This window comes from Coleofasciculus sp. G1-WW12-02, from assembly GCF_040219735.1.
Classification (GTDB): Bacteria; Cyanobacteriota; Cyanobacteriia; order Cyanobacteriales; family Coleofasciculaceae; genus Coleofasciculus.
Window position 1 is genome coordinate 113617 of sequence record NZ_JAVJRX010000062.1, and the last position, 14099, is coordinate 127715.

Consider the following 14099-nt stretch of genomic DNA (forward strand, 5'->3'; position numbering starts at 1 on the left):
GCTTAAGTTTGGAGGAAACTTTCCAACTAAGCCCTAACCAATGACGGCAGTCAGCCGATCATTCCTCCTAGCCTTAAAAGAGATGGGATTCCTGACCATCTTCTTTGTGAAAATTTTGATTTGAATAGAGCTTAGGCGCTAATTTTTTTTGATTACACCATTCTTAGTCATAACGTTAGTGCAGCTATACCCGTATAGCTATAAAAAAATAACTCTTTGTATTGGCTTAATAATGCATCATATCATGTCTGAGCAAACCCCTTAATAAAGATGCCTGAAATCCTTGTTTTTACAGCATTGCAATTATGGGCAATCATTAGGACATGATCGAGTTGATTTAAATTGTTTTATTCAACTTTAGGCTTGATTAATTCAAAGGTAAAAATCCAAGCCATTAATTGCAGTAGTGGCAATCTTGTTAAAATTTGGTCTGCCGAATTTAACAACGGTAGTAGTGAAAGCGAAATTTTGGGTGCAAAAACACTTAAAATATGCCAGTACCTAATTTCTCCTATATTGAAGAATCTTTGGGCAAATTTAACATCAGATAAATTTAATATATGAGCTTTCTCCCATTCAGTACGCATCTGAGGAGTGAGGTGTCTGTACAGTTTTATCAGTGGATTGTAGTCTAAAGCTTCTACACAAAGTATTCTTCCACCCGGAGCTAGAATTCTACGCAGTTCTGGAAAAGCGTATGATAAATCGAGGTGGTGTAGCATACCTGAACAGATAATTACATCAATTGATTCTTCGGGTATTTGAGTATTTTCACAATCAGCTTGTACAAAAAAAGTTTTATCTGATAAATGATTTATGTCTGCATGTTTGCGTGCATTTATAACTGATACTGAGCTAATATCTATACCAATGCTTAATCTGGCGTCTGCCTTAGCTGCTTTTATAGCATTAAAACCATTACCACAAGCATAGTCCAAAAAAATTTTATCTTTGGCATAAGTATTAATCCAGTTATCAACATAAACCTTAGAAAGCTCAGTCGCCTGATAATACTTTTTGTTTCCGTATAGCTTTTCGTAGGTATCTTTATCTAAAGATCCCACCTGAGATTCATCTCTGTGAGTGTCATGAAATTCTAGCTCTTCCAGTTTTCTTTTAGTTAACGAATTTATCCATTCTTCATTGGATATACTAGTGATTTTATTCAAGCTCTCCATTAAATTCTCTACATCAATCATCATTTCTCTAATCCTCATTTATTGATGTTTACTTCCAAGTAGCAGCACAATAAATTACTTGATGTTTTCTATCCGGTTCAGTGACAGGCAATTTTATAGGTTCTATATAGTGTATCATACCTTCTGTTATTTCGGCAGGCATCTCGATCAATTTACCAAATACTAGCTTTTTTAAAAGCTTTTTGCCACCCATTGTCTTGGGAATCAGTCCCAAGCTTACTGCTAGTTTTTTAATAGGACGCAAAATTCGCTGACGCCATGCAAGTTTCTCAACAGGAGTGCTACCGAAACACTCTGCTGTAAATCCTTGGCTTGCGAATAACTCATTGAGTTCAACAACACCATAATATTTATAGCTATAGGGACTGGGATTGAAATCATATAAGTCCTTGTTAGCTGTTGCGATTAAGACCTTACCACCCGGTTTCAAGATACGCTGACACTCGTCGATAAACTTTTGCACTGATTGTATGTAATATATAGCTTCAAATAGGATAATAACATCCATTGAGCGATCGGCATAGGGTATATTTTGAGCATCAAACTGTCTAAGTTCGATTCTATTTCCGTAATGAGCTTGAGCAATGCTGAGTATCTCACTTGTATAGTCACCCGCATTGATACTTCTAGCCTGTTTAGCTAGGTAACCCAGACCAGCACCTGTACCGCAGGCAACCTCTAAGATGTCCTTGTCTGTACAGTAGTTCCCTGCCCAATAGTAACGATGACACAGACGCTCTACTTGTGCCTGAGTGACTCGATCTCCTGCCAGTTCAGTTACATCGCAGTAGTTAAGTGACATTTCACGTCCTTTAGGTTAGATGGCTGGTAGCGATTGCCTCGAGATAGTCAATCATATCACTATACACTTTCTCTGCAACAAACTTTGAATTATACAGAAACTGAGCATTTTGAGACATTGTCTTTAGCCGCTCAGGATGATCATGTAAATCGAGCAAGGTATCGGCCAATTCATCAGCATTTTCCTTAGAATAAGTGACGCCACAGTTATACTCGGATAAGAGTTTCTGTACAGTTCCTTGTAAACTTGAGATAATAGGTAAACCGGCTGATAGGTATTCAATGATTTTGTTAGGAATAGACATCTGGAAGTCAGGGCTACTGTGATAAGGGGCTATACCAATTGATGAAAGTCTCATTAATGTCCAAATTTCTGCTGATCCTACCCACCCCGGAAATAAAATATTTTTACAATTTTTAGCTAGATCTTTATAAAATTCTAACCTATCTCCTACACCACAAAAAACAAAACGAATACCTTGGTGATGATAGTTAATTTTCTTGGCGGCTTCAATAACTGCACGCAATTCAAATTGATGGCTTATTGTGCCAAAGAAGCAAATAAAAAAAGCATGAAAATTTTTACTAATTCCTTGCTTTTGCCAAAAATTTTCAGCAGCTACAATAGCTTTTTGACTTGGTATTACTTCACTATAAGCTAGGGGAAAATCTCGATCTAAGTCAGAACGCTTTCTACCAGCGTATCTAACTCCCCAATCCACAAAAGCTGGTGTAATTCCTGAAATTGCAGTAGCTTGACTACAAGCGGTTCTGACTGTTTTAAACATCGGCAGTAGAAGTACTTGGGCTAATCCCCCTGTCCAACTGGGTGCGACTTTGATAAAGATATCAGGCCATAAATCCCGTACATCTAAAACTACAGGGATTTGATTCTTTCGTCCATATCTACTGGCGGCTAAACTCAGTTCTAATGTTGGTAAAGAACATAAGATTATATCTGGTTTTTGTTCAAATTCGGCTAGTCGGGTAAATTTTTGGGCAATGCCATAGTGATTTATAAGTCGCTGTATTGAAATGTTATGTGGATAGGCAATGGAATGTAATAAATATAGTTTAAATTTTTTTGCTAACTCGATTTGAGTATCTTGATAGTATCGTGTTTTTTTTATTGTATGATTAAAAGTAGATGTCCACCATAGAACTTGGTGATTTTGGGATATCAAGAGTTTGGCAATAATTCCCGTTCTTAAAAGTCTAGTATTTCCTTCATTGGGTAAAGGTTCGCCGATTGTTATCAACCATATATTCATACTCAATTGACCTATTAATTCGAGATGAAAAGTTTTACTATTTTTTTTACCAGCATTTCCCGAACCATACAAACAGATAGAATAATCAGGATTATGCTCACTAATATTTTTTTCTGCACTTAAAATTTTATCGTAATCTGACCCAACTAGCCAATTAAAGCCCCAGTTTACGAGTTCCACCCATTCCGTTTTGTCTCGCAAGGTTATGCATGGCTTCTGGAAGAAATAAGCTTCCTTTTGCAGACCGCCACTATCGGTAAATACGCCGAGACAATTCGACAGTAGGACAATCATAATGTGATTGAGTCGTACTGGGTCATCTGTGTTTTCGGCTCGGTGGACGGTAGCTAAGTAAAACGACTCATTTTCATTGATTAAGGATGCGATCGCGTCTGTCGGTTGGGCAATTTTCTGATAGTACAGTACAGCATCATACATGACATCTCCCACATTGTTCACTATTACCTGTCCCTGATCAGGAATACCCTCTCGCTCCAGGTTTTTCACGGCTGTCTCGGTTGGACAAAATAACCAGCGAGAAATCTGATCCGTGAGAACCCGATTCACTTCTTCTGGCATTCGCTTATTATAGGATCGCAGTCCAGCTTCTACATGGGCGACGGGAACGTGCAATTTTACGGCGGCTAGAGCACCTGCTAACGTGGAATTAGTATCGCCGTATACAAGAACCAGATCAGGCTTTTCGCTGAGAATTACCGCCTCGATTTTTTCTAACATCCTCCCAGTCATCGCACCATGAGATAGTCCGCCGATGTCAAGGTGATAATCAGGCTGGGGAATCTGCATTTGCTCAAAAAACACCTTGGACATATTCCAGTCGTAGTGCTGTCCCGTGTGAACTAAGACTTCATGGACATGCTGGTTTGGATGGTGCTGGTTATGAGTCGCGATCGCGCGGGACACAGCGGCTGCTTTGATAAATTGGGGTCTTGCGCCAACAATAGTTAGAATTTTCATGATAATAGTTTCCCGTAGAGCGATCACTGTTTTTCAGTTTATCAAAATTATCAATCATGTTTTCTTTAATACTCGATAATATATCTCTTCCATAATTAATACATTATTCGACCACTGATACTTCTCCAAAACCAGCTTCCTACCTGCATCTCCCATCTGCCGTCGAAGCGAGTTATTTTGAATTATTTTAATCAGTGCTTCTGCCGTTGCATCTGGGTTTTCTCGGTCAACGACATATCCAGTTTCCCCATCCTGCACAACTTCTGGAAGTCCTCCAACATTGGATACAACTACAGGCAAACTACAAGCGGATGCCTCTAAAATTGCTACACCAAAGCTTTCCATGCGACTCACTGCCACATAAATATCTAGCTGGTTTAGGTAATGAGGAACCTGATCATGACTCACAAACCCAGTAAAAGTAGTGATATTTTGCAAGCCAAGTTTGTCAACTAGGGAATTGAGTGTGTTTTGCTGAGAACCACCACCAACAATCAATAGTCGTAACCTTGGTGCAACATTTGGCAAAGTTGACTCTAGAACTTTCTTGACCTTTGCAAATGCACGTATAAGAATATCTATCCCATATTTTCTCTCTAGCTTCTTCACTGTACCAATTGTAATAGTTTCTTTATTTTTTGATGCAGAATTTTGCTGAAACTTTAGGACATCAATACCAAATGGTGTAACGCTTATATTTTTGGTATCTGGACATATATGCATTACTTGTTGTGCCATTACTTCACTAGTTGAACAAACCCAGTCAGCAGAACGTAGGTTTGACGCAATCAAGGCGTGATGAAAAGGACTTTTCACAGGAAAATCATACACATCACTTCCCCAGACTGATAAAACTAAAGGATGAAAATGACTTAAGCGACCTAATGTTCCATATCCACTTGCATAATGAACATTCAAAACATCTGGGGCGATATTTTCTAAAATTTCCTTAACAGTAGGCACATTCAGCAAGTATCCATATCTAGCCTTGAAAGGCAATTGGTAAATACAAACATCATTGTTTACAGGCTCTTCCATGGCGTGCTGAGTAATTAAGTGAACCTCATGACCGCGTTCGGCAAAGGTATTGACCCATCGCACGGTGTGAATTGAGTTTAGCGCTGATAGAAATGCAATTTTCATATTATATCTTTACTCGATGCCATTACTTCCGCAACTCTTGCTGCACGAGCAAGCCAACTGTGCTGCTGTTGAACCTGAAGAGTGACTTATTAGGAAAATCATAGACATCACTACCCCAAACTGAAAGTACGTAAGGAGAAAATCCACTCAAACGCCCTAAAGTTCCATAACCGCTAGCATAATGTGCATGAAGAATATCAGGATGAATTTGTTTTATTAGTCCCTTTAATGACATAAGATTTAGAAAATATCCTCCTGGAGATGAGTATTTTACTTTATGAAACTTAATATTTGAATTTAATTTTTCCTTACCATCATGTGAACTTATGAAGTGTAATTTATGCCCTCTCCGGGAAAGCTCATTAGCCCAACGTAGTGCATGAATATAATTTACTGACGCTAAAATTATTATTTCCATAATATAATACATCGACATTTTAGTTATTAAAAATTCAACAGTTGGACGAGTAATGTCTAATAGCTAAACTTCGGCTAACTCCGATAGATATAATAAGCCATTGCAACAAACCAACTGAGAGATTGTTTTGAGTAAGACTTACTTCAAACATTTGGTGAACTAAAATCCCCAGCAAAAATGCTCCTGCTAAATGAACAATCGAGTTATCACGTCCTATCCAGAGTATGTGCCAAATCATCCCCACTATTATTATAAAATTAAGGAATCCTAAAATTCCTACTTGAATTAATAACTGAAGGTAAAAATTGTGTGCAGATAAATCAATATTAACTAGGTCTATTGGTAGAGTGGCTGGACCATAGCCGTATAAAGGTTTAAATGAAATGGCATCAATTAATTGCAACCAAAGTGTTGTTCTTCCATTAAAGAGATTTTTTCCAGTATGCTCATATACAAAACTATTGTAAGCGATGGAATCAGGAGAGTTATATAGTCTTAGGTAAATATGTAGTGCCACAGTTAAAAAACAAACAAAAACTGGTAAAGTTAGATAATATGTCCACTTAGTTTTAGTTATTTTATTCCACAGCAAATAGCCTAAAACTGTAAAAATTAAAGCTAATAATGACGATCTGGAGTTTGTGGATAATAAAACAAAAAATCCTATTATAATTATTGAAAACCATAGTATTTTATATCTAAAACGAGATATTTCTAGACTTCTCGCTAGTGGAAAAAATAGCAAAAGATATACATACGATCCTAAAGTATTTGGATTATCAAAGTAACCTTGGAATAATATATAACTGCCACCAGATGCAATCCACCATAGAGTATTTATTGTGATAAATAAAGCGGATACTATAGCAAAAAGTTTGATGTCTTTGCTACTCCACGCTTTTAAGGACATGCTCAAAAAAAATATTATTATCAATAATAATTTAGCTACTGCAATCCAATCTTGAATATTTAATTTAAAATTCAGCAATCCCGCCAGGTAAATGCTAATAAATGTTGCAAGTGTACTCAAAATTGGAAGAAGCATGCGAGGAAGTGTTTGCTTTATAACTAAATATACAACGAATTCAAAAAAACTTAATAGTAATAGGATACATAAAGCCGTAAAACCAACTATTTTAAAATAACCAGATATTGTATTTAAAGAACTAGCTATCATTAACAAAGCAATGATTGATTTTTTCATGGTAACCCAAATAATCACATTTTATACTATAAAATATGTATCTATAAATTATTTTTTATATTAATTTTTTTGAAAAGCCAAGGTATATGTAAACCAATTACTTGTAGTAATGGCAAATTTGTATTTTTATAAAAAACAATAGACATATAAAGCATACTGCAAAATTCTCCTAAACACCAAGCTATAGCTGCGTCTGTAGCAGAATTCAAGAATCCTAAACTCATTATAGAGATAATTAGAATTGCCTTAATTAATTGTCCAACTGCAACTTTGCTGGGATAACCGACTGCCAGTAAAGCAGCAGAAAGCAATTGACTTTTGTAGACAGCAAAAAGACTTACCAATAAGATTTGTGTGGAGGAAACCGAAGCTAAAAATGCTTTTCCAAAAACCACCTTAGTCACAGGTTCTACTAAAAAGATTCCCAAACCACAGCCAACCAATGCAATCAGCGTTCCAAAATGAGAAAGCTTTACATAGGTGTTAAGCATGCTCCCGCTATTATTCTGCTGTGACCAAGTGTTAAATATTACAGGTGTTATCAGACTTAAAGGTAAAGTACTAAATGATATAAACAGGAGAGAAATACTGAAGTAACCGGCGTTCGCTTCAGCTATTCCCCCCTGTCTCAAAATACTATAGGTGAATGCTGTAACTAAACCAATAGAAATATTTGGAATGAACGACCAAAAACCATAACTTACTGCTTTTTTAATTCTGATTAAATTTATCTTAAAGTTTTCCGTAGAAAATATTTTTACTTTCAGAAATATAGAGCTTAAACAGCTATTAATAATAGCAGCTAAAACTATTCCTATAGCTAAATTTTGATAGTCTAGGGGTTTCCATATAACACAAATCAAGCAAAGGATAACAGGCGAGGCAAAAGATATAATATTGTAAATATAAATCGATTGAGTAGCTAAACTTATAGCTCTGTACAATCCATTGAGTAAAGTAGCACTAGATGCAATAATTAAAGCGCCAAAAGCCATAGCCCTTAAATCAATTAATTCCAGCAAATAGGCTGGAGTGCCTATACACAAAACCGCAAATCCTACCAATCCTACCAAAAAGCTGTAATAAAAAGAGAAACTTTTCGACCATTCGGGATCAAGCTTTTTAGAATTGATTAAGTAAACAAACGCTTGCGGAAACCCAAAAAGTCCGATTCCTGACAATAAATTTACTAAGGAATAATAGTAGCTAAAATATCCCTGTCCTTCAGGGCCATATCGCTGAGCAATAATTATTTTGGTTAACGCAGTAGCTGAAACGCCCAAACTTTGCAATAAAAAAGTAATTGAAATCTTTTTTTTAAGTCTCATCTGTATATATCATTGATATTTAGAGCATACAGAGGCAAACAAGTTACTTGAGAAAATGAATCGTTCAAGACTGTGAAAATGGGATGTTAATAGGAAAATAAATACTTTGATTTTTTGTTGCAATAAATTCCCTGAAAACCTTGATCCTTTTATTTCCTCATTCAGTTTTTGCCTGAACAATTCATACTCACTCTCAAGAGACCACTTTCGTAAATATTTTAGAGTCAACAAGTCTGCATTTTCAAAAAGCTGTAGACCATCTTTCAAAGAATAGCTTCTCAAGTGACCTGATGGATCGTCAAAACCATAATTTCTAAATAAGTTAATAAGACATTTCTCAAGCGGCAAATTGACCAATAGTAATTTTCCCATCTGGGCAGCAGCTTGAAGAAATTCAACATCATCTTCAACATGTTCTAAAATATCACTTAGTATAACTAGGTCGAATTTTTCTGCCGATAAGCGAAAGTCATTGTTGTAAAATGTTACCTGGGGAAACTTTTTTCTAGCCGATAATATATTTAGAGATGAAATATCGAATCCTACCCTACGTTTAATATCAGAACCTGGAAACGTTCCAATTAGTTCTCCTGTTGCACAACCTATTTCAGCTACAGAGCTATACTTAAATTCTTTTGGCAGCACCTCAACTAAATTAGGAATTTTGAAATATTTTACTTCTAACTCTATCCGTTTATTTTCATAGGAAGCAGGGTCTCTTCTACGGATATACTCATCCATGCTGTCATAGAGCTTACTAAAAGATTCCATATTAATTTTTTCTCTCCATTCCCGTTAACAATACATCAACAACATAATGTATAACAGACCAATCTAATTCAGTCCAAATCGGCAAGCTGAGTACTTGCTCAGCTAACAAGTCACTAACCGGGTTAACAGGATATTGACCTTTATAAACTGGTAATTTATCTTGCGGTACAGGATAGTAAACCATAGTATCTATACTCTCCGATGCCAGATTTTTCCGCACCCCATCGCGCCTTCCTTCAGTTACCCTGATTGTATACTGATGAAACACATGATCGTCAGCCAGTTCAGGCGTAATTATACCCGAAACATCAGCCAATAGATCATTGTAAGTTTTAGCTACCTTTCGCCTCTCCTCATTCCACTTATCCAGATAGGGCAACTTTACACGCAAAATCGCCGCTTGCAATGTATCTAGGCGAGAATTATAACCAAACATTTCGTTGTGGTACTTCTTCTTCGCCCCATGCACCCGCAACATTCTGGCAACTTCCGCCACCTGATCATTATCGGTAACAACCAAACCGCCATCACCATAGGCTCCCAAATTTTTAGAGGGGAAAAACGAATAAGCACCAACATCGCCAATCGTACCAGTATGTTTCCCGCTAATCGCAGTGCGTGTATTCTCCTGACACAAACCCTGACATGAGGCACACGTTCCCCAATAACGAGCGCCAAACGACTGAGCGCAGTCTTCAATCACCTTTAAGCCATTCTCCCGGGCAATATCCATAATTTGACCCATCGCTGCCGGCTGCCCATACAGGTGAACGGGCATAATTGCCTTAGTCCGAGGCGTAATTTTAGCCTTAATCGCTTCTGGATCAATGTTATAGCTCCTTAAATCAACATCAGCAAATACAGGTATTCCCCCTACATTACTAATCGATTCAGCCGTGGCAAAAAACGAAAAGGGAGTAGTAATCACTTCATCCCCCTCACCAATACCCAACGCCCTCAAACCAATCACCAGCGCATCCGTACCCGAGTTAACTCCAATTGCATGTTTCACCCCCAGATACGCCGCCACCTCCTGCTCAAACAGCTTGACATCTGGACCCATAATAAATTGACCAGATTCCAGAACACGATTAATCGCTGCCTGAATATCTGCTTTGATACTCTCATACTGAGGTTTCAAGTCTAGAACAGGAATTTTGAGCTGGCTCATCTAGTTAAACTGTTCTGGTAAATAAGGGTCTATACCCGGAACGGGAGAAGGCATCTGAAGTACCTCAACTTGGGGATTTAAGCAGCCAATCGGAATTACCGTTCATCTATAGTTAACGTTCTAATTGTCATCTCCGATACTTGTTGATACTTCACCCCCGTTGAGTCAACCGCATAACCATCAGCATCAAACTCTAGCACATCCCCATAAGCACTCATCCACCCTGTCACGTTTGCCGAAACCCCAGCAACTATAGCATAAGCGGGTACATCCTTCGTCACTACCGCCCCCGCCGCTACAAACGCATACTCATGCAACGTCACCCCACAGACAATCGTCGCATTTGCGCCAATACTCGCCCCCCGCTTGACTAACGTCGTCTGATAATCCTCACTGGTATTCCGAGGAAACTCACAGCGCGGCGTCTTGATATTGGTAAATACCATACTCGGACCACAAAAGACATACTCCTCCAGAATTACCCCCTCATAGAGAGAAACATTATTCTGAATCTTACAGCCATCACCCACCACCACATTATTCGCCACAAAAACATTCTGCCCCAAAGAACAATGGCGACCAATCTTCGCCTTGCCCATAATATGGCAAAAGTGCCAGACTTTCGTTCCTGCACCAATCTGGACATCCTCATCCACATAAGCTGATTCGTGGACGAAATAATCAACCACCCATCGCCTCCTGCGCCTTTGCCAAAATTTCTACCACAGCTACCCCATTCCAACCATCGGAACGAGGGCGATCGCGAGTCTTGAGACAGTGCAAGAAATGTTCACACTCAATTTTCAGCGGTTCAGATGCTGCCACCTGTACACACCAATTCCCTTGATCGCGATTCTGCCACTGATCATCAACACCCTTGTCGTACACCGTAACGGTTTGCAAGACCTCATCGTAAACCAACATTTGCTCACTGGCAATCACTACTGTCGTCCGTTGCAGCAGGGGCCAATACCAGGAACAATGAATATGGGCGGTCTTACCCAGCTCAAACTCTAGGTCTACATGGACATTATCCTCAATCCTGGGTTGTAACATCGCATGACCGTGAGCTTGCACCGTTTTCACCGGAGGATTACCTAGTAAATCCAGTACCACGGAAATATCATGGGGGGCAAATGACCACCAAACATTCTCCTCAGTGCGAACCTTACCCAGTTTCGCCCGCTGGGTTGCTACATGCAACACTTCTCCCGCTTTCCCACTAGCTAAATAATCCCGCATCCAAGCGATCGCGGGTTGATAGAGTAACAAATGCCCTACCATTAAAATACGCTCATGCTTATCCGCATATTCCGCCAATTGCCGCGCCTCCTCCGCCTGCAAGCACATTGGCTTTTCCACAAACACATCCTTCCCAGCTTCCAAGGCGGCGAGTGCCATTGGGTAATGCATCGCGGCTGGTGTAGCTAGCACCACAGCCGGAACATCTGCGGCTAGAGCGTCCTGATAGTCACCATAGGTTAACACATCGGGATAGGTTGCTGATACACATTGGCGGAGTTCAGTATTCACCTCCACCACACCCGCCAGCGCCTCCAGGGTATAAAAATTCCCCACCAGATTTTTACCCCAGTTTCCCGCACCCACGACAATTACAGACTTCATAGGAGTGTCACCTTTTCGCGATCGCAATTCAACAGCCGCGTCACACCTCGCGTATCCAGAACGGCTTTAGCTTTCTCCACCAGGTCAATATAATCGATTCGGCTATGATCTGTGGCAATAATCACCAAGTCAGCCACAGCGATTGTCTCATCCGTCAGTTCAACGGAGTAAAACATCTGCCCTTGTGCTTCAATTTCTGGAACATAAGGGTCATGATAAACCACATTTACGTTATCTTCTAACAAGTAATCGATAACCGCGATCGCAGGTGACTCTCGCCAGTCTCCTAAATCTTTCTTATAAGCCACACCGATAACCAGCACCTTCGCTTTTGCCGGAGCAATACCCAAATTATTCAGAACTCGCCGTGCTTTCTCCCGCACAAACTCCGGCATTTTGCGGTTAATTTCACCCGCCAGGGCAATAAAATGTGTCTCAAAGTTAAATTCCTTGGCTTTCCATTCGAGATAATGGGGATCGATAGGGATACAGTGACCCCCTACCCCCGGTCCGGGATAGAATGGCATAATCCCAAAGGGTTTAGTATTGGCAGCATCTAACACTTCCCAGACATTCAGATTCATGCGATCGCACAACAGTGCCAACTCATTGACCAAGGCAATATTTACTGCTCGAAACGTATTCTCAAACACCTTAACCAACTCAGCCGCCTTAGCACTGGTAACAGGTACAACATGCTCAATGGTTTGCTCATAGAACAGCGTCGCTATCTCCAGAGAATGACCATCTGATGCCCCTACCACCTTACTGGTATTTTTGGTCGTGTAGCGTTTATTTCCGGGGTCTACCCGCTCTGGAGAGTGAGCCAGGAAAAAATCTTCACCTTGCTTGAGACCACTGATTTGTTCTAGCATCGGGCGTATAACCTCATCCGTTGTCCCCGGATAGGTAGTTGATTCCAACGTCACGAGCTGACCTGGTTTCAGTTGGTGAGCAATTTTTTGGGTGACATTTTCGATGTAGTTTAAGTTCGGCGTCAAATTCTTGGTCAAAGGTGTCGGGACACAGATCACGATCACATCCATTTCCGGAACATGATCAAAGCCTGGAAATGCCTTGAGCTTGGCATCTTTGACCACCTGCTTCAGGTCTTCATCATTAACATCAGCGATATAATTATCAACCTGGTTAACTCGCTCAGCTCTTAGAGGATTTTGCTCGATCCCCAGCACAGTAAAGCCAACCTTAGCTTTTTCCACAGCAAAGGGCAATCCTACATATCCCAAGCCCACCACACCAACAATGGCAGTATGGTTGCTGATTTTCTCTTGCAAGTCTAAAAATGTTTGATTGACATCAGCCATTTAATTCACTTTCATGACGCTACAGCTAGGCGCTGTATGCTAGTTGTGATCATAATAATCGATGTCGGTGTAGGAGGAAAACGGAATTGATAAAAAATACATAATCGAGAATGAGGATGAAGTTTCCTGACTCGATATTATTCAGTTTTTCCGCCGCAACTAGAGGTTTATGGCATGTGGAACTCTAAGACTCTTAGCGATCGCGATCGCCCTCTCCCTACTCCAACCCAAACAATACCAGAAACAGGTCCCTAGTACAAATGGTAGTACTGGATGCGATCGCCAGTTTCATGGTTGCCATCCTCGCTGCGATTATCAGCAATCAAGCCAGACGTCTCCACCATGAGTTCTCCCCAGAAAAGTAGCTCGTGCAAGCTGGCGCCGAACTAAAGTTCCTACTACGAACCTCATGTTTTCCTTAGTAAAGGAGGAGCCAGATCGTAAAGGAGAGGGCGACCCAGCCCAATTAAGTACACGCTTAGTTGTTCATTAGTGCAAGCGGGTCGCCCCTACCTAACCACAGGTGTTTCGGCTCATCCCTAACGGGTGCGATCGCGTCCGGGGGAGACTCCTATCTGACCAAAGTGCATTTTCATCCTTGTTCGTTCCGGCTCTTCTAGACTAAGTATGATAAATCACTAGCAAAAATGCCAATTAAGCAGAACCCTTCTTCTAAAATTGTCGAAATTATTTAACCCATAACCCCTTCTTTTAATCAGCTTGATTTTTTGATTAATTCCCTCCACTGTAGATGGTGTAGTACGGTTGTCAAAATAGGCTAAGATTTCATCAATCCATCTTTTTATTGTTTGACAACTTTTTGGAAAATATTTATAAGCTTCTTTCATCCATTCCGCAATATCC

13 protein-coding genes are annotated in these 14099 nt (G+C 39.8%); all 13 read right to left on the reverse strand.

Annotation, left to right across the window (positions count from 1 at the left end; translation table 11 throughout):
* Window positions 1-347: 347 nt before the first annotated feature.
* Window positions 348-1202, reverse strand: a complete 855-nt coding sequence (locus tag RID09_RS11220; RefSeq protein WP_446336024.1) for a class I SAM-dependent methyltransferase — start codon at window positions 1200-1202, stop codon at window positions 348-350.
* 25 nt (window positions 1203-1227) lie between these two features.
* Window positions 1228-2001: a class I SAM-dependent methyltransferase gene (locus RID09_RS11225; RefSeq protein ID WP_446336025.1), complete on the reverse strand. Its 774-nt coding sequence runs from the start codon at window positions 1999-2001 to the stop codon at window positions 1228-1230.
* 10 nt (window positions 2002-2011) lie between these two features.
* Window positions 2012-4249, reverse strand: a complete 2238-nt coding sequence (wecB, locus tag RID09_RS11230) for a non-hydrolyzing UDP-N-acetylglucosamine 2-epimerase (protein WP_446336026.1) — start codon at window positions 4247-4249, stop codon at window positions 2012-2014.
* 54 nt (window positions 4250-4303) lie between these two features.
* Window positions 4304-5392 (reverse strand): glycosyltransferase, encoded by a 1089-nt coding sequence (locus tag RID09_RS11235; protein WP_446336027.1) that lies wholly within the window; start codon window positions 5390-5392, stop codon window positions 4304-4306.
* A 22-nt stretch (window positions 5393-5414) separates the two neighbouring features.
* Window positions 5415-5810, reverse strand: a complete 396-nt coding sequence (locus RID09_RS11240; RefSeq protein WP_446336028.1) for a glycosyltransferase — start codon at window positions 5808-5810, stop codon at window positions 5415-5417.
* Between the two features lie 34 nt (window positions 5811-5844).
* Window positions 5845-7014 (reverse strand): O-antigen ligase family protein, encoded by a 1170-nt coding sequence (locus tag RID09_RS11245; protein WP_446336029.1) that lies wholly within the window; start codon window positions 7012-7014, stop codon window positions 5845-5847.
* Window positions 7015-7055: 41 nt separating this feature from the next.
* Window positions 7056-8342 carry an oligosaccharide flippase family protein gene (locus RID09_RS11250; protein ID WP_446336030.1) on the reverse strand — a complete coding sequence of 429 codons (1287 nt, stop codon included), beginning with the start codon at window positions 8340-8342 and terminating at the stop codon, window positions 7056-7058.
* 9 nt (window positions 8343-8351) lie between these two features.
* A complete protein-coding gene (locus RID09_RS11255; protein WP_446336031.1) occupies window positions 8352-9113 on the reverse strand; it encodes a class I SAM-dependent methyltransferase in 762 nt (253 codons plus the stop codon).
* 1 nt (window position 9114) lies between these two features.
* Window positions 9115-10284, reverse strand: coding sequence for a DegT/DnrJ/EryC1/StrS family aminotransferase (locus tag RID09_RS11260; RefSeq protein WP_446336032.1), 1170 nt, complete (start codon window positions 10282-10284; stop codon window positions 9115-9117).
* A 95-nt stretch (window positions 10285-10379) separates the two neighbouring features.
* A complete protein-coding gene (locus tag RID09_RS11265; RefSeq protein WP_446336033.1) occupies window positions 10380-10973 on the reverse strand; it encodes an acyltransferase in 594 nt (197 codons plus the stop codon).
* The gene (locus RID09_RS11270; protein WP_446336034.1) at window positions 10966-11910 is read right to left on the reverse strand and encodes a Gfo/Idh/MocA family protein; all 945 of its coding nucleotides are present in this window, start codon (window positions 11908-11910) and stop codon (window positions 10966-10968) included. Before RID09_RS11270 ends, RID09_RS11265 begins: the two co-directional genes overlap by 8 nt.
* Complete coding sequence (locus tag RID09_RS11275) at window positions 11907-13235, reverse strand: nucleotide sugar dehydrogenase (RefSeq protein ID WP_446336035.1); 1329 nt, start codon at window positions 13233-13235, stop codon at window positions 11907-11909. Before RID09_RS11275 ends, RID09_RS11270 begins: the two co-directional genes overlap by 4 nt.
* Window positions 13236-13873: 638 nt before the next feature.
* Window positions 13874-14099 (reverse strand): transposase (locus RID09_RS11280; RefSeq protein ID WP_446336036.1); only part of this gene is annotated, 226 nt, incomplete at its 5' end.